Genomic DNA, 25,871 nt, shown 5'->3' with positions numbered 1-25,871 from the left:
TCTAAACCACCTCCGCTAAATCATATTTTTGTTGTTCGGTAATTTGACCATCTTCTTCCATATTGTTTAGAGCCATGTACAAATAACTTCTTTCATCATAGGTTAGTTCTTTGGCTAATCCATTCGTTTGAAAGGCCTTTAATAACTCATCGAAATTCACTATAGACGTAATGTTTTTACCCTTAAAGTTTTCCTCTGCCACCTGTTGAATCATTTCCCGCTTACCTATTGCGTCATTTTTCTTTTTCACAACCTTTTCAATACGTCTATATTTGTTCAAGTATGGTTGTAAATCAAAGATTGATGCATCTTTATTCACTTTCACTTTATTCGTTGATGGCAGAATGTTTTTATGAAGGTATGTACTACTATCTAATTGGATTCCGAGCTTTATCTCAAGGTCATCTCTTACCCATTCATAAATTAATTGTTGAACCTCAAAATCTACATTTTCTAATTCTGTAACAGGTAAATACAAATGATATCTTCTTTCAGCCTGTTTATCACCACTTGAGAAGGACTCTTGAATAAAACGAAAGGGACCATTCATAATCGAAGATATTACCTTCGGTAGAGTTTCAGGAGGGATAGAAGATAGATCATTCAAGTTATACCAATAATTATTGGTTAGGTAATGTTTAATCTCATTACGTGTCCTTTCGGAGTTTTCCCAAGAACCTAGAGCAATTGGGTTCCCATTATTTAGCAGATAACCAAATGAAGATTCATCCAATCTATTGTGTTTATTATTTTTGATATTGACCTGATCTAGATGGGACTGGATTAACGCAATATTTTCTATAGCTTCTTCTTTTGAACTAAATCCATGAATATATGAAGTAACTAAGATATCAGACTCAGTTTCCTTTTTCTTTATAACAGCACCTCTCCTTTCTTATATTGTTATTAATATTATAGCAGTTACTAATTGTATAATAATCTTTTACATGTTCGAGGATGTACTACGAAATAGGAAGAAATAGCAAGGAGCGTACCTCTTGCAAACCCTATAAACCTTTACATAAAATACAGGGCGAACTATATCTTATTTATTAATACCCTAGCCATTTCTTTCGCCCTTAAAGAAGGTTTTTTTCATACAGGGCAAACGTTTATAAGGTTGCCTTTAAAAGAACTGAAAGTTATCTCATCAAATGGAGCCTAACTCACCTAGGCAAATAAAAACACATAGACTCACTAATCTATGTGCACATCAAGTATATTCTCTAGCAATATTTCCGTTGAATTTTCATCATTCAGTTACAAATACTTCCTCATTAAATCAATCTTTATTAATTTGCCATTTATCTTATGAAAATCGTGCTGTTTATAATAATCAATGGATACATTCAAGTCGTTTGATATCGCCAACTGTAACTTCAAACTAATTTCATTCACTTGTTGCTCGTCTAATATGGGCTTTTTCTTATGGTCTTTTTCTTCCCACATTTGCTTTAACAGATTTATGTGCTCAGGCATCATTATAGATGTCCATTTGATATTGCCTCTATCATTTACCATTCTATTCTCCACCTCTTTAAAAACGAAGATTATATGCATCAGCTCACGGCGAAACGTATGTTCCACTCTAACAGAAGGAAGACAGATATACAAGCGAACACAAGTCCCTGTACTTCATTATTATCAAGCATATTTCACAGACGGGTACCTAATTTATTGCTAATCAGAATGCTAACGATAACTTGTGTTGCAAATAAGGCTTTTTTTGTTCCGTGACATCTAATTAGATTGCTGATGCCTTTATTTGTCCTGTTACATGTCACTTTTCATGGAGTTTTTTAATTTATACAATCGAAACCTTATTTTTGACAATATTTATATAGGGTTAAGATTAGGCAATCCTGATTACATTCAGAGTAGTCTACCTAATGGTTAACTGAGAATCATGGTGGTAGATACTTAACATCCTTGACCATTTAAGTACATTCTACATTTTGGGGAGTTCTACTAATAAATATTCTCGAAATACATTGTCAGAAAATAGTAAATAGTGTACTATAGTATTAGTTAAATTGAACTACTAAAATTAAATATGAGGTGAATCTATTGATTGTGACCGAAAAAAATGCTGATTTGGAATTAATGAAAAATGCATATGGACTCTTATACGAAATAGAAAACTCTTTACGTTCATACATTCACAGAAAGATGGAAGATTACTACGGAATCCATTGGTATGAAGTAGCCCCTAGAAAGGAATATAACAGACCCCCATCACGCACATTTGATTCACTTAACTTTTCTGATTACAGTTCGTATTTCGCCATTTATCCAAAGGCCTTCAAAAAAATCCCACGTAAATTCCTTACGCTATTACACCAACTTTACCCAATCCGGAACAAGATTGCCCACAACCACTTACTTACCCATAAAGAATTTGGATTGCTAGAAGAAAACGTGGCATTTTTAGTTAACTTTATGCAAAGTAATCTATAATCCCTCTCTTATTATCATTTTCCCAACCCAAAACTACATTAATAAAGATGATGGTTTATAATTGATGGTAAATAAACTTATAACATTAGATAGAGCTAGAAAAGAAGTGGACAGGTTATGCAATTAGCGTAATCAGTGGGAAAACAATGGACGAGTTGCATCGAATATTAAGATTAGGATATAGGTATAAGGTAAAGCCAAATAACAGGTAATAATTGAATTGGATACATTTCCCGCTCCGATGTACCTTACGCTGAATAATACGTACTGAAACTAGATTTCACAAAAATCGTACCGTGCTATAAGCTAGGGATGGGTACCTTACCTTTTTAATTGCTAACATCGGCTTGTGCAGTAAATAAGGCTTCTTGTGTGCCCTGACATTTCGCTGTTGACTGGTGCTTGACTTGGTTATCTTTTTACATGTCACTCATCAGGGAATCTTTTATATTTATTTGACTATCCAAACCTTATTTTTGACATATATTATGTAGGGTTAAGATTAGGCAATCCTGATTTTTGACTGTAAATATACACTTTATTTCAGTTTCACATTAGCACGGTATTCCAGATTGGAAAATACTAACAAAAATCATTGACACGGCTTTACACGGAGAAGTGGGCATGGTAGGCTATACGCCTTGTGAAATCGGTGTTTTCCCTGTTTCACCATTAACTACAACCCATGCCCACAGAGGCTCCATGTCAAACCACAATCGGATAATTATAAATAAATGGTTGGAAATTAGCACATTGCACCAGATTTCGGCTAAGATAACGTGAAAATATCCGTTCTAATATGCAAAAAAACACCTGTTTTTGGCTGGAATAGTGTGCACCTTTACATAAATAGCGAAGAGCCAATTAATTTATTGACACAAACATTATAATTTTAGAAGGATTACCAGAAACTGTGGTAAGTTTTGCACCATTAGTTTTAATTTTAGTAGATGGGATTGGTTCTGATCAGTTAAAAGATAAATATACTGATTAATTAAAAGGTAGCGTTATCGCTACCTTTTTAAATTAAAGCAACTTACACTGCTAAACAATAATATAATCTTTTTAGATTTCAAAGTTCTAGACACTTACTCTCCTACCATACCGTCACCATCACGATCATCCATGTATTCATAAAGCCAGTGTTATATTTAGGTTAGGCAAGTGAAACAGTTGAAATTAAAAGGACCATACATATTAGGTATATCTAATATGTATGGTCCAATTTTATTTCATTCTTCAACTAAAGCACCAGTTCGTTAATATAACCTTTCTTCTATTTTTTTAACAATATGTTTTGCATCATATCCTACACCTTGTAATAAAGCAGATCCACGTCGATATTGCCATGGTAAACCAATGAAATATAACCCTTGAATTTTTGATACTCCTCTACTATGTATTACTTTGCCTTCGTTATCCAGAACCCCATCTATTTGTAACCAAGGAAATTCGGTTTCAAATCCTGTTGCCCATATAATATTGGATACTTTAATCATTGTATTATCTTCAAATTTAATCTTATTTTTGTTTACACCAATAACCCTTTTCTTAACTTTCACTTCATTTTCTTTAATTGCCCGTTTTAATTCAAAGCCAAATATGGGGTCTCCTTTCTTTTGAATTATTCTTCCAAGTCTCGAATTACTGTTTGCCTTCAATATTCCTAATTTATCAAACCAAAAAAAAATACTCTTTCTCATTAAAACTAATGGTAAGTAACTAAGATTTTTACTAACTGCTAAGTAAGTATCCCTTTCCTTAGACAATTCCACAGCTATCTGTGCTCCACTATTACCTCCCCCTATTACTAACGCATTCCCATCCAACAATTGACTTGAATTTTTATACTGTGATGAGTGAATTTGATTAATAGTAGATGGTATCTCTTTTGAAAATAATGGGATTTTAGGTGTTTGGAAAGGACCAGTTGCAATAACAATATTTTTTGCTTGATATTCACCTTGATTTGTTTTTATTAAGAAGTTACCATTCAACTTAGAGACGCTTACAACTTCTGTATGAAAATGAATTGGTATCTCATATCTCTCGACATAATTTTTTAGATAAGTAACAACTTCATCTTTAGTAGGAAAACCTTGTTTATCTCCTTCAAAAGACATTCCAGGTAAAGAGTTATAAATTCGAGGGGTAAATAAAATTAAAGAATCGTATCTCTTTTTCCAGATTTCTCCCACTTCGCTCCCTTTATCTAAAATAATATAGTTATGATTATATTCTTTTAGATAGTAGCCTATCGAAAGACCAGCTTGACCAGCACCAATTACAATTGTGTCATACATTTTTCGTCTCTCCAATACTTTATGATTAATATATGAATACATGCTCATATATCAATCGTAATTTAATTACTATTTATACTCAAGCACTTTAAGAGTTCTATTCAACAATTCTGTCTTTAATAAATTCAAGAAGAAAAAATGCTTATCTTTTAAGATAAGCACCCGTTTGTTAAAATAGGAATGAGAATAAAGCATTAAATGTTCCATTTTCAAACAATATATAAATCCCTAACCCTATGAATACAATTGGTACAATCCAACGTTCATATTTTTCAATTGTTTCCGATACAAAATCGAATGAAGCTAGACGGTAACTGACATAGCACAAAACTCCAACCATAATTAAAAAGACAATAGAAGCAATAAAGATTTCAGACATATTTAAGGTCGTGAAGTACGGTATATAAATGGAAAAGTCATCCGCACTGGAAGCCAATACGATGAAAGTCATCGTCAAAAATAGTTTATTAAATTTTTCAGAGGAGAATAAGGATAAAATACTACTTTCATCTTGATCCTCTTCTCCTTTAATCCATATTTTCACACCTAAGTAAAGTGGTAAAAGTCCAAGTAGTCCGATAACCCATTGCTGCGGAATTAAATTCACAACCCCCTGTGCAACTAAAAGACTTGCTCCTATCACAATTGCAGTCCCTATATATTGTCCTATCCAAATATGTTTTACCTGACCTTTTTTTACTTGCGAAAACAAAAGAATTAATATGACGAGATAATCAATTCCTGTTGCTACATATACCGCAGCAGCCGTCAGTATCGTTGCGATCATTTTTCCATCTCCAATATTTTAGGGTAGGACTTTTCTTCAAATTGAAAAGCCCTTCCGTAAATTTCACACATATAGTACCTATTTATCCTTCACTCTCATCAGTCGTAAACTATTTAATGCTACCAAAATAGTAGCTCCCATATCTGAAAGAATAGCAATCCAAAGCGTTAACCAGCCTGGAATAACCAATAGTAAAGCAATTAATTTAATTCCAATAGCAAAAGTGATGTTAGCTTTGATGATATTTAGCGTTTTTCGACTGAGTCTTACTGCAAATGGAAGTTTGCTTAAATCGTCTCCCATTAAGGCTATATCAGCTGTTTCGATTGCAGTATCTGTACCAGCCCCGCCCATTGCTATTCCGACAGTGGATGCAGCAAGTGCAGGAGCATCATTAACGCCATCGCCAATCATAGCTACGTTACCATGCTCCGATTGCATTTTTTTAATAAAATCTAATTTATCCTGTGGCATCAGTTCGGATTGAATATCAGATACGCCTACATGTGCACCAATTGCATTTGCGGTACCTTGATTATCACCAGTTAGCATTATTGTTTGCTTAATTCCTAACTGGTGAAGTTTTTGAATCACATTTTTGCTTGTCTCACGTACTTCATCTGCAACCGCAATTACACCGAGGATTGTTTGTTCCGTTCCAATGATCATGGCTGTTTTTCCTTGATTTTGTAGGATTTTCACATTGTTTTCAAACTCAAGGCTAAAATCGGAAACATTTAATTCCTTAAAAAGTCTGGGACTACCAATATAATAAGTTGTTCCGTTTACAACCCCTTTTATACCTCGCCCAGTAATCGAAGTGAAGTCTTCCACTTGCACATTCGAATAAGGAATATTATCTTGCTCAGCCCTCTGCATAATTGCTGAAGCAAGTGGATGTTGTGAACGATATTCTAAAGCTGTAATAATGGAAAATAGCTCTTTTTCTTCCACTTGATTATTTAATACTTTAAAATCTGTTACCACTGGTACACCTTTTGTCAGTGTTCCTGTTTTATCAAATGCGATTGCCTTGATGGCTCCCAATTCCTCCAAATAGGCACCGCCTTTAATCAACACACCTTTTTTAGCAGCATTTCCAATTGCCGAAACAATCGAAATTGGAGTAGAAATTACTAATGCACAAGGACACCCAACTACAAGTACTGCTAATCCTTGGTAAACCCATGTATCCCAACCTCCACCAAAGAATAAAGGTGGAACGACTGCAACCAAGGCTGCAATAACCATAATGATCGGAGTGTAATATTTTGCAAACTTATCTACGAATGCTTGGGCTGGAGCACGCTCCCCTTGTGCTTCTTCAACAAGATGAATAATTTTGGCAATGGTTGTATCTTCTACATATTTGGTGATTTTTACTTCAAGTAATCCCTCTTCGTTAAGCGTACCTGCAAATACTTCATCATCTACCGTTTTGGAAACAGGGACTGATTCTCCTGTTATAGCTGCCTGATTGACAGCCGACAAGCCATTAACAACTAGCCCATCCATGGCAATTTTTTGCCCTGGTTTGACAATCATAATATCGCCTACAACAATATCATCTACATGGATCATTATTTCCTGACCATTTCGTCTAACAAGTGCTTCTTTTGGGGCAATATCCATCAATGAACGAATGGACTGTCTTGCTCTGTCCATAGAGAAACGTTCAAGAGCTTCACTGATTGCAAACAGAATGACAACAATGGACGCCTCTGCCCATTCACCGATGATGGCAGCTCCAATAACGGCAACTGTCATCAGGGTTTTCATGTCGAAATCAAAGCGTATCAAATTTTGAAAACCAACTTTAAATAGTGAATATCCGCCAATTACAATTGAACCTACAAATAACATGGAAGTTACGAGGTTATCTTCTCCATTTACAAAGTGAGAAAGGTAACCAAAAGCAATTAGTAATGTGGCAAACAGTAATGTACTATGTTTTTTATAAAATGGTATTTTCTCTTCTTTTTGAACCTTGTTGTCCTCTCTGGTCTCTTTTGTCGTTTGATTCGCCAGTTTTTCAGGAAATACTTTAAGATTCTCGAAAGCACCTGCTTTTTCAAGCTCTTCAAGGCTTGTATTTCCGAAAACATCAATTTTAGAAGCTCCAAAGTTTACTTTTGCATCCTGAACTCCTGATAGTTGTTTTACATTTTTTTCAAACTTTCCAGCACAGTTTGCACAGGAAAATCCCTCAACACGATAAACATTTTTATCTTCAATTACCACAGGTTCGACCCGTCTTCTTGCTTTCTCTGGTACCACTTTAAGATTCTCGAAAGCACCAGCCTCTTCTAGTTCTTCAACGGTTGCATTTCCAAATACATCAATTTTAGAAGCTCCAAAATTGACTTTAGCATCCTGTACTCCTGGTAGTTGTTTTACATTTTTTTCGAATTTCCCTGCACAGTTTGCACAGGAGAAACCCTCCACACGATAAACATTTTTATCTTCTATTAAGGTTTTTGCTGTATTATCCAACTTTCGTAGCCTCCTTCTGATGCTCGAAGGCTTTTTCTACGAGCTGTTTAACATGCTCATCATCTAGTGAATAATAGACTAATTTTCCTTCTTTACGGTATGTTGCTATACCTAGGTTTTTCAATAATCTTAAATGATGGGATGCCGTAGCCGTTGAAGATTCAATAATATTCGCTACATCACAAACACATAACTCTCCCTCTAAAGATAAAACGTAAGCAATTTTAACCCTTGTATCATCTGACAGAGCCTTGAAAACTTTCGCTACATCCATAGGATTCTGTTTAGCAAGGTCTTTTTTAGCCCTGTTTACTTTATCTTCGTGAATACAGGTAACTTCACACATATCTTTCATCATAATTACCCTCCTTATTCAAATGACTGTTTGTTTGATGAGTATAATATATCCCAACATAAGCAAATAGTCAAATGATTGTTTGATTATTATATATTAATATTACAATAAAAAAGATTGGTTTCTAATGTTAGAAACCAATCTTTTTAGAGAGCTTAACCAAATTTTAAAGCATCTTAAACATAACTGCCCCGTTAGTTGAATAAGGATTATATACTCTCAAAATAGTTAGCCAGCTTTTCTTTTTCATTTTCACTTAATTGCTTATTTTCTAGTTCAAGTTCTTTATTCTTTTTCTCCAGTTTTTCAATCCTTCTTTTAAGTGAAGCTATTACAGCGTTTTGATTATTTTCATCCCGTTTTATCCTTGAATCTACAAACTTTTCTTCTTGTTGATTTCGTAAGAAATTGATACGCTCTTTAAGAGCTGAATGGTTATACAGCGTTGCTTTGCTCACTCCAGCTTCTTTCGCTACGCTATTAAAGTTAATTGCCTTAGAACTCTTTATAAGGCGTTTAATAGCTTTTTCAACCTTATCTTTAGTTTCTTGCTTTCTCTTTTCATGTAGCCGCCTTAATTGCTCCTCACGATCAAAACTAGCCATGTCTAACACCTTTCTTTTTCTTACGTTCTAATTGTCTCTTCATGCGGTCAAATCGACCAAAAATAACATTACCTTCTTTGATTGTTTCGTAAATATTTTGGTACCTTTCCAAGTTTTTTTCGTTTGCCTTAACCATATCTTCACGACCATACTCTTTAGATGCTTCAATCCACTTTGTGGTAGTTTCTATAAGAAGTTCGTACTTTTTAACATCAAAACTTGTCATACCTACCGCTAAATCAAAACAAGGTTTTCCATCGTTCGCAGTGAGACAAGGTGGTTCTGCTGCCAATGGGCAATTCCCATTGACCCTTGCTCGACAGGTCCCATAAGGGTTATCTAAGGCATTTAACTTCTCATCTTTCCACAACATATCAAGAATGTCTTTAGGGATTTGTTCCTTTTCGGAGACCTGATGAATTTCCCCATTTAAGTCAAAGGCAAATACACCTTGTCTCACAACTTTCTCAAATTCTTTACGTTTCGTATCATCTAATAGACGAGCATATAGAATGGTCATTTCGGGTGATGCGTGGGCTAATAACTCCTGCACCGTTATAATATCAGCTCCACCATTTATCATTTTTACTCCATAAGTATGTCGGAACTGGTGATTTTTGAAGTGAAATAAATTTCCTGATTCATCTGTTATATTCTTTTTTAACGCTAATTTGTTTAGTTCTTCTCGAACAAAATTCTGACTAAAGGGTCTTCCCTTACGAGGACCTCGGTAGCGAACAAAAAGGTATCTTTCAGGATTGTTATCATCATTGCTGTTTTGCTTGGAACGGTCAATTAAAACTGCAATTATATCCGCTAGATGATCATCAATGGGGATTTTATGACCTATTACATACGTCTTTTCAATATCTGTTGTAAGATTTGACTTTCCATTTATTTTACCTAAACAATCCTGCGTTAATCCCAATGTATCGCTTATGCGAAGCCCTGTTTTGAAAGCAATCCAGACAATTGGCTGTACATCTGGATGAAGGTCATTTAGATTATTAAACAGTTGTTCCAATACATAGTCAGGTATGTAATCAATATCATCCAATGATTTTTTAGGGAGATTAGGAAAGTCTTCAGGATATATTAGACGAAACACCATTTCTTCAGGTGCAAAATCCTCGAACTTCTCTAAAATTTGAAGATCTCTTATGAAGGCACGAACACACTTTAATGCTTGACGAACATATTTTTTAGGATTGGAATTTTTCTTATTTAATTTGGTCTTTATATATTCATTTAACTCTTCTATGTACTTTTCTATATGTTTTCTTTCAAGTTCTTTAAAATCGTTCCATTTTGGATTTTGTTTTGAAATTGAGTTTAAAAAAGGAATAGTGTATGTTCCATAACTTCGAGCTGTACCCCAGGTGAAGTTTTTGCCGCTGATTAGACGACCTTTTAAATATTCTTTAAATATTTTACGGAAATTTTTATTCTCTATATTTGAAAAATCAATGTGATAACCACTTGTTGATTCATTGAATCCTATCCCATATTTTTTATACAGCACCCGTATATCCCATCGGTCCTTCTCCCATTCATCACGGGTGTCTGTTAATTGAAAAAGTGTATTATAAATCCGTGCTAAAAAGCCATCTATTTCCGTACGGGCTACGATTTCTTTCCCTCTCCACTTCTTGATGTAACTCGTCTTTTCTCCTTTACCATTCAACCAAAAGGTCCAAAGTTTTTGCTCTTTATTGATGTCTAAATCAAGAAGGGAAGTGAGATTTGGGTGCTTTTCGTTTAAATACTCAGCCAGTTTTTTTAACGAGCCTGAGATACTTTTAAATATAGTCCTTATTCCCCAACGGTCTGAAAAAATTTGATTGTAGTAAACAAACTTAATCTCCATGTTGACGTTTGGATTTTCGCAGTTGAAGTAAATGTTATTTACTATTCCTTTTCTCTTGTTATATTGCTCTTCAAAATTAGGGATTTTACCAATCTCGTGTATATTCCAAATATCATTGACTAAAAAGTAATCATCATTCACAACTCTTTTTGTTACTTTTCCATCGTTGGAAATTTCTTTAACCTCGTAAGAGGAAAGAGTGGAAGTGATTAAGTCCCAATATTCGCTTTTAAGGATTGAATTACTCTGTATGATATTATCCAATATTTGCCCTCCTAAAATACTAATATCGCTCTAAAAAGGTGCTACTTCGTCAGTAAACCTGTTTGAAACGCTTCCTATTTGTTCTCCACGCCTCGCCTAATTTCAAAGGCATGAGAGGCTTTTTCCCATTCCTTACGAATATCATCTTCGGAAGGGTGAACATATAGGTCAATGGTTGTTTGTATTTGTGCATGACCTAGACGTTCTTGTACAGCCTTTATGTTCTTTGTTTGAAGATAAAATATGGTTCCATGGGTATGTCGGAATAAATGCGGAGTAATATATAGGCCTATTTTTCTTTCTATCTCCTTAAAAGTGGCATAAACATCAGAATAAGTTAAAGGTTCTCCAACGTTCTTACCCCAAATCTTCACAAATACAAAGTTATGGTTAGGATTATATTCATCTAGCACTTCGTATAAGTAATCATCATACAAGTCCATTAGTCCTTGAGAGATGTCAATCTTTCGTTCTCCAGTCTTCAATTTTCCCCCGTTTGGTAACTCCCCTCTATCTGTTAGTTGGATTTTGTGCTTCCTTTGTATGGCATCAAATTGAAAATCCTCAAGAAATAAGGAAAGAACTTCACCTATACGTAAGCCAGTTTCAAAAAGCAATCTTACTAGAAACCTATCCCTAAGATTAGTAGTAGATTTATAGATTTCATTAACTTGCTCCTTTGTAAATATCCTCACTCTTACTTTAGGTTCGTCTAATTTAAGCACATTTTTGAAACGTGGTTTTTCTTTATTTACATGATATAAAAAATCCTTATATCCATTTCCACTGGCACCTTGAAACATCTTCTTCATCAACTTTTCAACAACATTTGATTCAACTAATTCTTCTCTGTATAGATAATCATAAAATGATGTCACTACCGTAAGGTAAGTGTTTACTGTTCTTTCACTGCGTTTAGCCTTAACTTCTTTTTGAGGTACTACTTTATTGCTTTCATATGGATTTCTGAGCCAAGCAACGAAGTCAGATATTATTTGAAAGCTAACTTGCTGATAATCAATTTCTGTTTGTTCTAAGTATGTAAAGTAATATTTCAAAGCTGTACAATAAGTCTGTAAAGTATTGCTACTACTCTCCTTGTTATAGTGAAATTTCATATACTTCGCAACGGGTTTAACTGGCGTTCCATTTGAATCAATAAGCAGATATACTTTTCTATTCCCAATCAATATTTGTTCTACCTTCATAAAAGCATCTCCAACCAATTGAAATTTACGATAGTGCTGCTACTTATAATGTTTACCGTTATTGTTGTTTCTTTAAGGTCCTCGCACCGAGGCTACGTCCTCCAGCAATACAAACAAATGTTCTTGTTTATGGTTTCATATTAAACTATTAATACAATATTTTCAACCTTTATTTATCCAATAAATTATGTAAATAAAAATGGATAACCAGCCCTCATATTAGACTAACTATCCTATGAATTAATATCTAAATTTAACCAATGGTCGCTAGAAATCGGCATTTTATAGCCTGCATCTTTCGCTTCTTGAATCGTCACCTTGCCATTACCGTTTGCATCAACACTAGAAAGGTCGCCATCTTTGCTTGAACTGTTTGAATCAGTTGACGGAGTAGATTCACTTTTGGTTAAACCAAGTGATTCGTTCACTTCATCAGGGTTCACGTTGTCAAATTCGTCAACAATTACGTTTCCTTTTAAAGTGTAGGTATATTTGTAACTAGAAGGAATCTGGGTTTCCGTATTTGGATATGTTATAATTGCTTCAAAATTAGTAGCTCCGCCTGCATCACGGATTGCCCTTTCCATATAAGCCTGATCACCGTGTCGGTTGAGTGTGCTATCTTGTGGCGTGATATTATAAGCATTCGACACTCCTCCAAGAGAATCAGCAATGGTATGACCTTCATCTAAAACATCACTTTCAACACCTGGGACTTTTGCTTCATCCCAATAATATCTGCCATTTGACTTTACAGGTTCGGTACTATCATCCTGCAAGATGACTTCATCAGCTATGACTCGAACCAACTGCCCATGTTCATTCGTAAATGCCAAATACTCTCTATCTCCAAATCCAATGTCAACAACGACTTTAGGTTCACGATGTCCAGACAAATCACCGCCATCAACTTCAATAAGTTTGTATCCTGAGAATAATTCATTATTTGGTTGGGTTGGTGTTTCCTTCGCATCTGGAACACCCTGCGGTTCCCCTACTGCCGATTCATCAACAACCGTAGTGACTGTTTCCTCTTTTTCGTTATTTTTATTTGTTTCAACTCTGGTTACTTCTTGTGAATCTGCTTCTACATCTGTATTGGATGTATCTTCTACGTTGGTGCAACCAACCATAAAAACAATCGTTAAAAGTAAGATTAAATAGTTCATTTTCTTTCTCATTTTAGGACTCACTCTCCTATAATAATTTCATACTGTTCATTCTAAAATCGATGACTTTAACTAATCTTATTCTATAATCTTACCATAAAAGACTAATATCCTATTGACCTATTATGGTTAGGGTTATTGTTTTATCTAGTTAGAACGGGTTCCCTACTGACTGGTGCCTGACCTTGTTATTTTTTTACATGTCACTTATCAGGGAGGTTTTTAATATTTATAACAAACGAAGCCTTATTTTTGACATATATTAATAGGGTTAAGATTAGGCAATCCTGATTCAGATTTCCACTCTGTAATGGAATTAACTGTAGCAAAACCCCCAAATACTGCGTTAAGAGCAATATTTGTACCTTATTCGAACCGTTTCAAACACACTTTGTAGTTCCTTTTTTCTAACTGTCATCAAATTGAAAATGTTTATGTCCCAAAACGGGCTCAATACGGTTCTTATAAATGTTCAACACTCTCATTTAGCTTAAATTTCTCTATTGATTCTAATATTTTCTTCTATAGTACTGGTTCAGTTAATATCCAATCTTCTTTATCAAAAGGTCCTATCAACGGGTTCCTAATTTATACCTAACCTAGCAGTCCTACTAATTGTCACTTTCAAGGGGAATTTTTAATTATGACGAACTTAACCTTATTTTTGACATATTTATATAGGGTTAAGATTAGGCAATCCTGATTTTTACATAATATTCCGATAACCACGTCAAAAAGAAAACTACTAGTTTAGATCCTAAGACTCAAAAATCTAGTAGTTATTCGGAAATTACATTTATTCTGATTCCCTATTTATCTTTTCTTTCGCAATATACTTTTCCAAGTATAAGTTTATCTCTTCAGACGTAAAACCCATTGCTTCAGTCATAAACCTTATTCTAGTTCCTATTTCCGGTTTTCTTTTATGTGCTTCGATTCTGTACACGTAGCTTGGACTAAGCGAAACAATCTCGGCCATGTCCTGTAATGTTAAGCCACTTTTTATCCTAAACTCTTTTACAGTTTTACCAAAGTCCACTACCAACTGATCTACCAGCATTATTTTCTCCTTATTATTCATTCTTAAATTCCTCCTAATCTATTGGATGTCTCCAATCCCTAATTTATTTTGTTTACTCTTTATACTAGACTCCACTTCCCAAGTTATAACCGATAGAAAGGATATTTATTGCTATAGATTAATCCCGAAATAGTTTTAATTCAGCTACAGTAAAACCACGATTTATGTACCTAAATGGAATATTTTATTCAGAGTTATCTACTATAAAATATAGTATTTTTCATTAAAGAATAAGGAAGTGATAGAGAATGAATACAGAAGAATTTATGAGTCTACCAATGAATGACAAGGTACGTACTGTGAACAAGATGCTAGAAAAGGAGGAGAAAGACCATTTAAAAATGGTGAGTGAGAAGATTGGTATCCCATACAGTGCCTTCACAAAACTCATGAGAGATAACGGTAACTACCAATATAACCAGACAACCAAAAAATACGAGAAACTGATAAGTTTGGAAGAGTATGAGAAATACCTTGACTCAGTAGAGAAACTAGATGAAAGTGATAAGCCAAATGAAACATTACGGTTTCTGGAAAAACATTTGGATGAACTAAAACGACTATTACATGACCATCAGGGCCAATTAATCATTGATCCGATAGTTTACAATCCTTCCTCCAAGACAATTAACAAATCTTTTCAAGTGAATGCTGATATCTATAATCAGTTCTCCAAGTTATGTACTAGACAGTTTCCACATCTCCGTCAGAGAGATATCATCAGTATGAGTCTGTTAGAATTTATTAGATCATACCAAAGGGACCCTTCTGAGTAAAACTCATGGGGCCCATCCACTCTGGTTTATCTATTCTGCCATTGCTGTAACAATTCAATTATTAAGTCTTGTCTATTACCATCCCATCCTTCCAAAGCTCTCCGCTGCGAATCCTCATCAACCTTTCCACCATGTTCAAGTAGGACTTTGCAAACCTTATAGAATCCATAATAAGCCCCCACTTCAAGAGGACTCCTACCAATTGAATCCTTTAGGTTGGGATTGGCTCCCAGTTCTAATAGTCTCGTAACAAAAGGTAGGTTATTAACATGGACAGTCCAGTATAGGAGACTGGCTCCTTTTATCTTATGATTAACACCACATTTATCTACATATTCATCAAGCTGGTTCACATCATCAGAATTAATTATATTCATAAAATCCAGCTTCTTGTTACCTTCTTTCCCCACCTAATCCCCCTCCTATTTTTCGTTTTTATCAATAAAGTCACGCAAAAATTCTTCTAGCCTTTCATCTTCTAAGTAATATAGGTCTATATAAGACATTGGCCTATCCGCCTTAGAATCTAGTTCGAATCCTTTTCGCAAACCAAAATTATTATTTTCCGATGAATATTTATATTGCAACGAATCTACCAATTGAAAGAAACGCATGTCTGGATTCAATTTCCAAATAACCTGAAGCAAATACAATATCCTATTAATTCTATTTGGATCTCTTTCATTCCTATTTATCATTAAAAACAGCCCTTCTTAGTATTCTTTCATTTTTTACACGTAATCTTTTTTCGTTATTAGACTTTTCAGTTTTAGCTAGTGGAGATTTAACGCCTTCCTCTTTGCGGACTGAACGAAACCACTCCTCACCCTCTTTCTTTGCTTCATCAGGTGAGAGTTGATTAAATTGAGAAATCATCTTAGAATGAAACTGCCTAACTTGGTTCACAGATAAACCAATTTCTCTGCATGTTATAAGCAGATACCCAATGCTTCTTCTTCATCCATCCTGACATTGAAACTTGAATCATCCTTAGCCACCTTGAGGCACCCTCTCAAATACCTTCATTTTTCCATGCCACGTTTAAATATCAACTATTTATTCGCTAATTCTTTCTCTTCTAACCTCTTCATTGCCTCGATTGCCACCAATAAATGCCCTTCTTTTGGTTTTGAGGTAAAAAGGAGATATTGGGTTGTTTTTCCTATTACCAATACGACATCCCATAATACTTTCGGCTCAATTCTCCATATCTCATATCCAATACTCCAGGAAACCAAAAACACCCAAACTGTATCACCAAATATCATAGATAATATAAAGAAACAGATAAAGAAGGATATCACTAGATTTGTTCCGCAGTCTTTATGCGTTCTTTGCTGCCTTTTTACAAGATCTATTGTTAAATTAAGACCCTTTTCATAAGCATGAGCAGTCATATGCTCCGCTGAATGATACTTACCAATGGGAGTTAGTTTTATGATAAGACCGGTAATAACTAAAAGGCTACACATCATTTCTGAGGTACTAAATGCTTTCGTAAATAAAAGATAATAATTTGACTTTCCGCCTAATAAAAATTGAATAGACAACAGGACTATTACCGTAGATAAAAATCCTTTCCAACTTTCGATCATAATTTCTATTAAAATAGAGAAGGCACGAATAAAGGGGATTTTCGAAAGAATATTTGTTACTTTGCTATCCCCTTTTTGAAGTCTTATATCTGTCGTGATTTCCCCATCCTTATATCTTGATATTGACTGATACTTTTCTCCTGTAAAACTTACAAAATCGTATCCAGCCCTTCCTCCGTAAATTTCCAATTCCATCTCCCCTATTGACTACTTACTTTTTATTTTCCACATTGCCACTATAGTCATTGCCCCTATTAAAATAGTCACCAAAACGGCAACAGTGGCAACAATTATTAATTGATGACACACTTAATCCCTCCATCTTTCTGTTATATTTGGTACACACGATTCTTGGTTAACCGTTCTCCATCTTTTCCTGCTACAACCAAGTCAATTTCTGCAATTCATCCCTTCTATATCACATATCCTGATGTTCCTTCCTTTGGCCTTATTAAAAATTGAATATTTACCATGTCATAACCATCCTTCACCTCCCCTGTAAAAACATGTAAATCCAGTAAATCCAATCCCTGCTTTTCAATCTTTTTTTTCCAGATCTCTATATACTCATCAATTTCCGTTTTACTACAGTTCAATGAAGTAATAGTCGTCCCGGCCCACACCCAATCATCTGGTGATTGTTTCTTGATAATATCCCTACTTCTATCCATTTGTTACCCTCCTTAAATTTCAGTTTCACTATTGTCGAGATTTATAAAGTTTGGATAGGGCTTCTTGCAAACTTTTATCATTCACGATTAATTTTCTAACACCCAGGGGAATTTTACCTGACTTCCAAAACAATATATCCTCGTCTATGTTATATAGTTTTGCAAAACTAACTACTAAGTCATCCGTTACCTTCCTTTCGCCCCTCTCCAGTTGGGAAACATAATTAGTAGAGATCCCCAACCCATCTGCGACTTGAGAAAGGGTAAAACCTCTTTTTAGTCTCATCCATCTAATGTATGGGCCAAATTCATTCTCCTTATCTTCACCTTTTTCCATCTTGCGAACCCTCCCCTCATTCTCTATTTCCATATCAAGATATTTATCTAACACATTGACAGGAGACGTTACTACAATATTAATCTCTTGCCCCGTATTTCCTTTAGGATGTTTCGAATCAGTTCTTTATATAATTCCACAGTCCAGTGCCTAGCAAAGTCATTCGTTACCTTTACTACAGATACATCCTCATCTGTGATCTTACCAGTTGCAGGAGCAATCCAAGTTTCGAAGGAAGGCTTTGGAATTCATTTCCAGATCCCATAAATCCAATTTTGAATCTTCCATTTTCATACGTATTCATCCTTTGTTTAATCGTTGTAATAAAATACTTTTAGTTCATCATAAATTTCTATTCCATTTCCTATAGGAAATGGGGCATAAAAAAACACTTGCAGAACTTTTATTCTACAAGTGTTTGTTTTCGATATAATAACTTTCTATATGTAAATGGCACTGTTTCATTTTTACCATCCTTTGGCAACGTATTTATTTTAATTTCAACTATCTAATAAACTTTCCCTTGTCAAAATACTAAAGGAAATCAGACTATGGATTATATTATAAAATTCTAATTGTCTTCACTTAATCTTATAATAATGATATTAATTCACAGTGTCAATATTGATTTCTGGCTTTAACTTACTTCTCTGTTTGTCTAATGGTTGGGATACTTTTTACCACATTTCTCTATCTAGCGATACTTTATATTGATTTGAATACCTGTTGTAAGATAGTGTTCAACAGATTTTCTTATTATTTAGATCTTAATAACAGCAGTAAGATGAAGGGACATTAAGGGATTAACAAAAGTGTCTCAACTTGATAACATAAGCAATATAGAAAACAGATTAGGAATCATTTTATCCAACCCGAAAGGATGATAAATAATTACACACGAAGAAAATACAAAAAAGATTAGACAAGAAGTCAAGGAATAAGTTGCTAAGTCATTAATCGGGACACTTGCTGTTACATTTATTGCTAAAAAGATTGACTTGGTTATTAAGCGAGTACAAGAACTTAAAAGGGAAGTTGAGCAAACTGAAGCTATAAATAAGGCCAAACAAGATGTAAAAGAGGAAATTGCCAGGTCTTTAATTGATAGTCTAGCAATCCCTTTTATTGCTACAAAGATCGGTGTCGATATAGAAAAGGTAGCGAAATTTAGACAAGAATATGAGCAGGGACTAAACAAATAAGGCGAGTATTGTGATGAGCGATATAAGGAATAAAAGTGCAACATCTTATGCAAATGTGGAATATGTTGATGCACAAGTATTAGCTGACTATTATAACGTAGAATTGGAAACAGTTGTTAATTGGATTAAACAACGGCAGCTTTCTGGAAAAGAAGAGGAGGGAAAGCCTGGTAGATACTTGGTGCCCAAAGAGGAGTTTGAATATCTAAAATCCAAAAGGGATAAAGATCCAACAGAGGTAGAAATAAAAAAACTGCTCGGTCCAAAGTATGGAGATGATTGGGAGCCGGAAATTGACGAATAAAAGTAGTTGAGACATTAATCCAAATGGAAAGGGGTTTAATGCCTTCTGTATCCTAATTGGGCAAATTCTAAAAAATTCACTCCAGTACCAACCATCTAAAGAATGAACATTTCTCATTAACTAAAAGGCGAAGAAAAGCACAGGAATGAGCATCTAGTCTATATCTTTAGATAACTTCATCATACAGTTCTAATAGTTTTTTACCTAACTTCCGTTCAGCCTTTCTCCTGATTTGGCCTACTCTGGAATTTGATATATTTAGTATTTTAGCAACTTGCGTATCATTTAAAAACTCTCCTGATACTCCATAAATTGAATCTAATATAAAACGCTCTCTTTCGCTAAGAATGTCTTTTAAATGACTATAAATATATAGAAAACTTTTGTATTCAGTTTCATCCATATTTTCCTTTTTTAATAATTTCCAATATGGTTTCATTCGTCCGATTTGAGGTTTGTAATTTGGACTATATTGGGAATCAATTAAATCTAAAAAATTAATGATATCTTTTCTTTCTAACCTAGGTTCAATAATATCAACACACCTTTTTCCCAATTATTATATTATAGTTACAACGGTTTCACTTTAATTAAGTAAATAGTATTATTGTATAGTGAAGTAACCCTTTCACCTCATTTTATTTTATCATGAACCCTAACAATTATTTACCTATTTCATCTACAAAGCAACGGAACTAAGTTCCTTCCCCGTTTTGGTGAACGTTACAGAAGAAACGGTAAAAAGTTTCAAGCTGGTGGGGTCACAATTAGGAAATAAACTGAACTGAGATTGGAAATCCTCTGTATTAATGTGGTAAGGATAACAACTGGTAAAGTATGAACACCGATTAATCTAGATATGACATGGAATTGAAATACCCCTATTGGATGATGTTTGAAAAACCACGGAACTACATATTGCTTTCTCCTTTGCTTTTCCACTTCTCTTTACCAATCGGAAGCCAACTATTTAGCAGTTGAAACCGGCTTTAAACAACATCAAATCCAAGTCTCATAGGCTATACGCAAATAATCCGACTTCAAACATTGCAAATAGGCACCATTTTTCGTTAAAATAAATAAGACCCGTGCTAGCAACACGGAGTCAATGGGTAGCTGCTTGAAGCGAGATGGTTGCTCAATTAATATGTTTGTTCAAGAGAGATCATCCCGTTTGCTGGTCGAGCCTTTCGGGATGATTTTTTCTTATATGTAAAACCTTGCCTTTTTTCAACGTCTCTTCCCTAACGCAACTAATAGCACTTGTTACGTCTAATTAAAAGGATATGTCCAAATGGTATTACAAAACAGTCAATTAATTGAGATGTATGGGAGCTACGTAGATGATTTTGAAATTAGCCCCTTTGAATCGCTCTATATGCTTCACCTTCGCATAAATTCGAAAAGGTAATCAAAGAACTTACGAATGACGAGAGACTAAAATTGATTAATTATGACCTAAAATTAATTGAAAATGCAAAGAAGATGACTAGTCATCTTAAGTAGATCTATGACTTTTCTTTATCGAATGAACCATTAAAGGAATGGTGGTGGCATTTAGATCAAGTAGCTAACAGTAAGATTTCGTTTGCCTTTAATGTTAAGGTCAAAATGACTAACAGTAGATCAGACACAACCGAATATCTTACCTCTCCTCTTTTACCTTCTTTCACTCGGCCTCGCAGCTTAGCCCCAAACGCTCCTTTCTCCTTTTTATCGAATAACTTGTACCTATCAGCACCCACAGTGAAAATCGTAAACTCTTAAACTAATTGATTTTTTATGATAATCACCATATAATTTCCAATAGTTACATCAACATAAATAGTATAAAATGATAAGTCAAAGGAGATTCAATGGGATATAAAGGACGTATTACCGGTATTACATTTGTAGCCATCATAATTATAGTTATTAGAACATTTGTAAAAATACACTTTGGTGCAACTCCTCACAGTATTCCTTTACCCGCTATCATCCTGATGATAATTGGATGGTATCTAGGAAGGGAATACGACAAATCTGTGTATAAAGCAAACAGAGATCCTCTAACAGGGCTATTCAATCGACGCTATGTATTAGATAATATTCAAAAATCCTTTTCGAAGGCTAACAGGAAAAGTAATAAGCTAGCGATAATACTTTTGGATGTTAATGATTTTAAGCAAATTAATGACAACTTTGGGCATGAAACTGGGGATCAAGTTTTAAAGTGTATTTCTGACCTACTAATAGATAGCTTTCTATCTGAAGATATTGTTGCAAGATGGGGAGGCGATGAATTTCTAATAGTTTCTCCTTTTGCTGATGAAAAAAGATTAAATCAAAAGATAAGTCATTTTAAAAATTCACTGAAAAGCAAAGACTTGAAGTACAATGGTTTATCTGTTTCAATTGGAAAAGCTATTTACCCCTCAGATGACAATACTTTTGAAAGTTTAATTTCCAAAGCAGATGCTAATATGTATAGGTTCAAATCCCATTATAATTCAAATACTTAGTCATACATTTCAATAACATGTAGTTTAACTACTATTTAGTATTCAGTCTTGGAAGATAATCATCTTTCAGCGAATAGAAAGAGGAGGTAGATCCCGATAATTAATTGTAGGCTCTACCTCCTCTTTTTCCACCTTACCAGAACAAACCCTTGTTTTATATGAATTTATTAAGCTATACCATTCAAATTATATTCGACAGTTCCTCTGCTGTTTTTGTAATATGTTCATAGGCATCTTTAAGTTCATCAATCGAATCCGAGTTTTTATTGATATTTGATTGAAATAAACGATTGAAAAACCGCCGAGAAAGTTCTGATTTATTCCCTCTTTTTTTCTCATCACTCTTTCCTCTAATATACCAACTTAGTTCCATCAGGGAGAAGCAAAGTTACAGGGAGATACCAATATTAAAGAATCATAAGACAGCAGTTTGTCTTTTAATACACATTAAAATGACTCTTAATTGCACCTTTATATTTCCCCCTATATGAAAGATACGGTAATACTGTAAAAGGAAGTGCCATAAGCGACATTGTTCCAACTATTAAACTTATCTCTCCAATGAACATTGGAAACCATTCTATAATTTTAGAAAATAAAGCCATAATTACGGTTAGTAAATAAAAATAAACCATTCGTTTTGTAAATTTCAGATATTTCCCTTTCATCAATTTATATTTCTCAATTAAACTATCTTCCTCGGTATAGATGGGCGTTGTTCCTTCAGCAGCTGAGAAAAAGTGCATATGACGACTGGAGCAAACATGCTTCCATCCTGATTCTTCAAACATACCAAAATACTCCTCATTAGGATTATCTTCCATATCCACGCTGTAAATGAGATTTTGTGGTTCTGTTTTCACTAATCTGTACCCTAATATATGTGTTCCTTCTAATATCCAACCTTCTTTTGCATAATCACTTAGCATATCCATATCTTTATCGCCATTATCGTCAATCTCAACACCATGTGTCTCTACATATTTATATTCTTTATCAGTCATGTCCGTCCTCCCTCTGTAATATTTGATCCGCATGTTGAATCATTCTTTTACGTCGATCATACTCGTTCTTTAAAGTTTCAGATCCCTTTTTCGTTATGATGTATGTTTTCGTGTTGAAAGACTGATCAACTACTTGTTCAATCATATTCTCATTAACTAGTTTTTTTAAAGTACTGTATAATGAAGCCGGTCCAATTTCCACTTCCCCATTTGTTATCTGTTTCACTGTTTTCATAATCGAATATCCATGATTCTCTTTAATGAGGGATAACAAGATGTAATAAGCTATATCTGTTAACCTTCCTGACTTTACCATATCATTTCTTGGCATGATTCACCCCTCTTTTTCTAAAAACTATATCGTTAAATAGAATATATCATTAAACGATATAGTTGGTCAATATAAATAATCAATTATTTTAATTTCTGTTCAGGACATATACTCTTCTCGAGATGCAACGGAAGGTAGAGCAATTTTAAAATGATGTTGTGATTAGGAAACAAAGGGAATAGAAACGGAACAGATTTCAGTTTTGCAACTGTCTTTTAGGTCTTCCCTTTCAATCCCTTACCTCTCATGACTCCACCCGTATTTCTCTTCTTTCCAATCTACTATAAGTACTTCCCCCTTTCTGGTGAACGTATCAGGAGAATAGACAAGAATGGTAGCAGTTTTGGGACTGAATGGATGGAAAAGGAGTGAAGAAAGATGAAGAAAATCCTCCGGGTTTATATTGTAAGGTAAACAACTGAAAAGGGATTGAAGAAATATTGGACAAAAAGAACTGGACCCACTATGGACCCAGCCTGAATTAGTATTGTCTTTTGATTTATGAAACCGATTGGATAATTGTAGAAATACTATTGAATACATAAATTTTAGGCCCGTTTCTTCTCTCCTTGTCCTTCCCTCTAATAAACCAACTATTTAAAAGGGGGAGCTTTTTTCGCACGGTGAAGAATAAGATAGCTATATATTAATCTTTCACTTCATCCTGAATGTAAATCGAAAGTAGAAGAATTAATAAAAAATTATATTTTAGTTCTTAACAATGGATGTTTTTGGTGATCTCAATCTATCCCAAAAGTAAAATATGATTTGTACAGCAATTGCGATACCCAACAGAACAGCAATAATAAAACATAAATGCTTCAAATCCGAACTAAGGTCTCCACCACCATAAATTAAACTAAAATAACTATTTACACCGTACGTTGCAGGAAGGATGCTACCAAGTCCTTGATAAAAGGGTGATAATAGTTCACGAGGGACAATTGCTCCTGAACTGACCAATTGAATTGCTGTTAAAGCAATATTAAAAATCATTCCCGGGTTGCCAAATAACATTACAAAAACTTGTGATATTGCTAAGAAGCTAAAGAGCAAAGTAGCTTGAATACCCCATAAGGCGAAAAAGTTATGATCCATTTCAATGTTAAACAAATACATGAGGCAAACAGTTAATAAAGATATCCCAATAGCTAATATGACATTAATGATTTGCCTTCCAATGAAAAGAGATGACCGGGTATACTTACCGATTAATTTTCCATTCGTAAATTGTAAGTATTGGCTAATCAGCATTGCACTAATATAAGAAGCTAATACGATTAATAGCGGAACCATGGTTACAGCAAATCCTTCTTTATTATTCATTTTCAACACATTTGCTTGTATAGGCGTAATTTGGGTGTTCTCCTGCATCAATTCTACTACTTGGCTTGCTAACCCCTCGACTACTACTGCTTCCATTTCTTCATTTGGAGACTCGGCCGCTACCATCTGTGGAATGGTTTCTGCCATTTGTGTATTCATCGTTTCTCTGACTTGTTGATTGAATTCATCGTTTACCCTATTTGCAGCTGTCTCCATCATTTGTTTGGTCAAAGTTGGAACGGATTGATTGATATAATAATCAATCGTTACATTTTTATTCGCTTGCAACTGCTCCATCATTTGGTCTGGAAGATGAATGATCATATTGACGTTTCTCTCATCTAATTCTTGTTTTGCTTGGTTTAATTCCTCAAATTCTATTACCTGAAATAAATCCCTATCTTTCAATTCATTTTTGATTTCTTCTCCAAGTACTACATCATCATCTACAATACCAATGGAAAATTGATCTGTCCGATCATAGACACCGTCATAACCTGTTAACCAGACAATAACGAAAATAAGCTGAAAAGCAACCGCTGCTGAAATACCTAATAATGTTTCTTTCTCCTTGAAAAAACTTTTAAGTACCTTCATATTAAAGCTCCCCTCAAATATAGAAGTAAGTACTTACTTGCATATTGTTCAAAAAAAATTACTGAAGCGATTTAATAAAAAAGTCTATATTACTTTCGACAAAGTCGTCGATAGGTAATTCCTTCGCTGTTGGATGAACCCTTGTTTTCATTAAAAAATAGCCAAAATTAATAAAAGCAAAGTTCGTGGCGACAATAGTAGGATCTAATTTTTCAATTTTTCCTTTTTCAATCATTTTTTCAAAATAAATTTCTAGCATCTCTATATACTTTTGCGGTAACTGTTTAAGTAATATATCTAATTCGGGAAATTTATCTGCTTCCCTTAAACCTAGTAAAATAATCGTTTTCTTTTGTTCTAATAAAAATTGATATTCCCTTACTAACATTTTTAAGTCTTTTTCTACATCCCAAATAACCTTTTCTTCAAATGTATTTTCAAGCGAATCAACGAATCCGAATTTTTGAATTATTGCTTCTACAATCCCTTTCTTATTTCCAAAATGGCGGAATATAGTAACTTCATTTACACCAGCTCGATCAGCAATTTCTCTCGTGGTCGCACCCTTATATCCTTTTTCATTGACAAGTTCTATCATCGCTTCCATAATTTTATCTTTTGTCGGTAACTTCAAAAAC

General features: G+C 34.3%; 28 protein-coding genes. 5 read left to right on the top strand and 23 right to left on the bottom strand.

The window, feature by feature from the left end:
- Position 1 precedes the first annotated feature (1 nt).
- Together X953_RS01665 and X953_RS01660 are read right to left on the bottom strand one after the other, a co-directional pair.
- Positions 2-550, bottom strand: coding sequence for a hypothetical protein (locus X953_RS01665; protein ID WP_040954084.1), 549 nt, complete (start codon positions 548-550; stop codon positions 2-4).
- A 710-nt stretch (positions 551-1,260) separates the two neighbouring features.
- On the bottom strand, positions 1,261-1,521 hold the full coding sequence (locus X953_RS01660) for a YolD-like family protein (protein ID WP_040954083.1): 261 nt from the start codon (positions 1,519-1,521) through the stop codon (positions 1,261-1,263).
- A 552-nt stretch (positions 1,522-2,073) separates the two neighbouring features.
- Here X953_RS01660 and X953_RS01655 point away from each other — a divergent pair.
- A complete protein-coding gene (locus X953_RS01655; RefSeq protein WP_232217796.1) occupies positions 2,074-2,457 on the top strand; it encodes a Swt1 family HEPN domain-containing protein in 384 nt (127 codons plus the stop codon).
- Positions 2,458-3,716: 1,259 nt separating this feature from the next.
- Here the strand turns inward: X953_RS01655 and X953_RS01650 are convergent.
- The 9 genes from X953_RS01650 to X953_RS01610 all read right to left on the bottom strand — a co-directional run bounded on the left by X953_RS01650 (position 3,717) and on the right by X953_RS01610 (position 14,589).
- A complete protein-coding gene (locus X953_RS01650; protein ID WP_031538014.1) occupies positions 3,717-4,760 on the bottom strand; it encodes an NAD(P)/FAD-dependent oxidoreductase in 1,044 nt (347 codons plus the stop codon).
- Between the two features lie 169 nt (positions 4,761-4,929).
- Complete coding sequence (locus X953_RS01645) at positions 4,930-5,547, bottom strand: CadD family cadmium resistance transporter (protein ID WP_031538015.1); 618 nt, start codon at positions 5,545-5,547, stop codon at positions 4,930-4,932.
- Between the two features lie 78 nt (positions 5,548-5,625).
- Positions 5,626-8,040 (bottom strand): heavy metal translocating P-type ATPase, encoded by a 2,415-nt coding sequence (locus X953_RS01640; RefSeq protein WP_035416501.1) that lies wholly within the window; start codon positions 8,038-8,040, stop codon positions 5,626-5,628.
- Positions 8,033-8,398, bottom strand: coding sequence for a metalloregulator ArsR/SmtB family transcription factor (locus tag X953_RS01635; RefSeq protein ID WP_031538017.1), 366 nt, complete (start codon positions 8,396-8,398; stop codon positions 8,033-8,035). The genes X953_RS01640 and X953_RS01635 overlap by 8 nt, the downstream gene beginning before the upstream one ends.
- A 206-nt stretch (positions 8,399-8,604) precedes the next feature.
- Complete coding sequence (locus tag X953_RS01630) at positions 8,605-9,000, bottom strand: DUF6262 family protein (RefSeq protein ID WP_031538019.1); 396 nt, start codon at positions 8,998-9,000, stop codon at positions 8,605-8,607.
- Positions 8,993-11,131, bottom strand: a complete 2,139-nt coding sequence (locus X953_RS01625; RefSeq protein WP_031538020.1) for a tyrosine-type recombinase/integrase — start codon at positions 11,129-11,131, stop codon at positions 8,993-8,995. The genes X953_RS01630 and X953_RS01625 overlap by 8 nt, the downstream gene beginning before the upstream one ends.
- Before the next feature lie 74 nt (positions 11,132-11,205).
- Positions 11,206-12,339 (bottom strand): tyrosine-type recombinase/integrase, encoded by a 1,134-nt coding sequence (locus X953_RS01620; protein ID WP_031538021.1) that lies wholly within the window; start codon positions 12,337-12,339, stop codon positions 11,206-11,208.
- A 233-nt stretch (positions 12,340-12,572) separates the two neighbouring features.
- The gene (locus tag X953_RS01615; RefSeq protein ID WP_040954081.1) at positions 12,573-13,520 is read right to left on the bottom strand and encodes a DNA/RNA non-specific endonuclease; all 948 of its coding nucleotides are present in this window, start codon (positions 13,518-13,520) and stop codon (positions 12,573-12,575) included.
- 784 nt (positions 13,521-14,304) lie between these two features.
- Positions 14,305-14,589, bottom strand: coding sequence for a helix-turn-helix domain-containing protein (locus X953_RS01610; protein ID WP_040954080.1), 285 nt, complete (start codon positions 14,587-14,589; stop codon positions 14,305-14,307).
- Positions 14,590-14,837: 248 nt separating this feature from the next.
- Here X953_RS01610 and X953_RS01605 point away from each other — a divergent pair, with 248 nt between their 5' ends.
- A complete protein-coding gene (locus tag X953_RS01605) occupies positions 14,838-15,365 on the top strand; it encodes a hypothetical protein (protein ID WP_040954079.1) in 528 nt (175 codons plus the stop codon).
- Positions 15,366-15,391: 26 nt separating this feature from the next.
- Here X953_RS01605 and X953_RS01600 read toward each other — a convergent pair whose 3' ends face one another.
- From X953_RS01600 to X953_RS20455, 7 genes are all read right to left on the bottom strand, one after another.
- Positions 15,392-15,775 carry an ankyrin repeat domain-containing protein gene (locus X953_RS01600; RefSeq protein ID WP_040954078.1) on the bottom strand — a complete coding sequence of 128 codons (384 nt, stop codon included), beginning with the start codon at positions 15,773-15,775 and terminating at the stop codon, positions 15,392-15,394.
- A 12-nt stretch (positions 15,776-15,787) separates the two neighbouring features.
- On the bottom strand, positions 15,788-16,063 hold the full coding sequence (locus X953_RS01595; protein WP_040954077.1) for a hypothetical protein: 276 nt from the start codon (positions 16,061-16,063) through the stop codon (positions 15,788-15,790).
- Positions 16,053-16,271, bottom strand: coding sequence for a hypothetical protein (locus X953_RS01590; RefSeq protein WP_156958430.1), 219 nt, complete (start codon positions 16,269-16,271; stop codon positions 16,053-16,055). Before X953_RS01590 ends, X953_RS01595 begins: the two co-directional genes overlap by 11 nt.
- A 146-nt stretch (positions 16,272-16,417) precedes the next feature.
- Complete coding sequence (locus X953_RS01585; RefSeq protein WP_040954075.1) at positions 16,418-17,149, bottom strand: DUF1385 domain-containing protein; 732 nt, start codon at positions 17,147-17,149, stop codon at positions 16,418-16,420.
- A gap of 224 nt (positions 17,150-17,373) precedes the next feature.
- A complete protein-coding gene (locus X953_RS01580; protein ID WP_040954074.1) occupies positions 17,374-17,631 on the bottom strand; it encodes a hypothetical protein in 258 nt (85 codons plus the stop codon).
- 28 nt (positions 17,632-17,659) lie between these two features.
- Positions 17,660-17,968, bottom strand: coding sequence for a helix-turn-helix domain-containing protein (locus X953_RS01575; protein ID WP_040954073.1), 309 nt, complete (start codon positions 17,966-17,968; stop codon positions 17,660-17,662).
- 71 nt (positions 17,969-18,039) lie between these two features.
- Positions 18,040-18,216: a DnaA N-terminal domain-containing protein gene (locus X953_RS20455; RefSeq protein WP_084715752.1), complete on the bottom strand. Its 177-nt coding sequence runs from the start codon at positions 18,214-18,216 to the stop codon at positions 18,040-18,042.
- Between the two features lie 750 nt (positions 18,217-18,966).
- Between X953_RS20455 and X953_RS01570 the strand changes: the two genes are divergently transcribed.
- A complete protein-coding gene (locus X953_RS01570) occupies positions 18,967-19,170 on the top strand; it encodes a hypothetical protein (RefSeq protein ID WP_040954072.1) in 204 nt (67 codons plus the stop codon).
- 13 nt (positions 19,171-19,183) lie between these two features.
- Positions 19,184-19,474 carry a hypothetical protein gene (locus X953_RS01565; protein ID WP_040954071.1) on the top strand — a complete coding sequence of 97 codons (291 nt, stop codon included), beginning with the start codon at positions 19,184-19,186 and terminating at the stop codon, positions 19,472-19,474.
- A 166-nt stretch (positions 19,475-19,640) separates the two neighbouring features.
- Here X953_RS01565 and X953_RS19980 read toward each other — a convergent pair whose 3' ends face one another.
- A complete protein-coding gene (locus X953_RS19980) occupies positions 19,641-19,877 on the bottom strand; it encodes a sigma factor-like helix-turn-helix DNA-binding protein (RefSeq protein WP_198023304.1) in 237 nt (78 codons plus the stop codon).
- A gap of 1,453 nt (positions 19,878-21,330) precedes the next feature.
- Here X953_RS19980 and X953_RS01550 point away from each other — a divergent pair.
- Complete coding sequence (locus X953_RS01550) at positions 21,331-21,975, top strand: GGDEF domain-containing protein (RefSeq protein ID WP_052350012.1); 645 nt, start codon at positions 21,331-21,333, stop codon at positions 21,973-21,975.
- A gap of 437 nt (positions 21,976-22,412) precedes the next feature.
- Here X953_RS01550 and X953_RS18980 read toward each other — a convergent pair whose 3' ends face one another.
- The 4 genes from X953_RS18980 to X953_RS01530 all read right to left on the bottom strand — a co-directional run bounded on the left by X953_RS18980 (position 22,413) and on the right by X953_RS01530 (position 25,867).
- Positions 22,413-22,979 (bottom strand): DUF2812 domain-containing protein, encoded by a 567-nt coding sequence (locus tag X953_RS18980; RefSeq protein ID WP_052350011.1) that lies wholly within the window; start codon positions 22,977-22,979, stop codon positions 22,413-22,415.
- Entirely contained in the window at positions 22,972-23,310 is a 339-nt protein-coding gene (locus X953_RS01540) for a PadR family transcriptional regulator (RefSeq protein WP_040954068.1), read from the bottom strand. Before X953_RS01540 ends, X953_RS18980 begins: the two co-directional genes overlap by 8 nt.
- A gap of 708 nt (positions 23,311-24,018) precedes the next feature.
- Complete coding sequence (locus X953_RS01535) at positions 24,019-25,233, bottom strand: YhgE/Pip domain-containing protein (RefSeq protein WP_040954067.1); 1,215 nt, start codon at positions 25,231-25,233, stop codon at positions 24,019-24,021.
- Between the two features lie 58 nt (positions 25,234-25,291).
- The gene (locus X953_RS01530) at positions 25,292-25,867 is read right to left on the bottom strand and encodes a TetR/AcrR family transcriptional regulator (protein ID WP_052350010.1); all 576 of its coding nucleotides are present in this window, start codon (positions 25,865-25,867) and stop codon (positions 25,292-25,294) included.
- Positions 25,868-25,871 lie beyond the last annotated feature (4 nt).

Source organism: Virgibacillus sp. SK37 (assembly GCF_000725285.1).
Lineage (GTDB): Bacteria > Bacillota > Bacilli > Bacillales > Amphibacillaceae > Virgibacillus_Q.
This window is presented reverse-complemented; position numbering and strand designations above follow the sequence as displayed.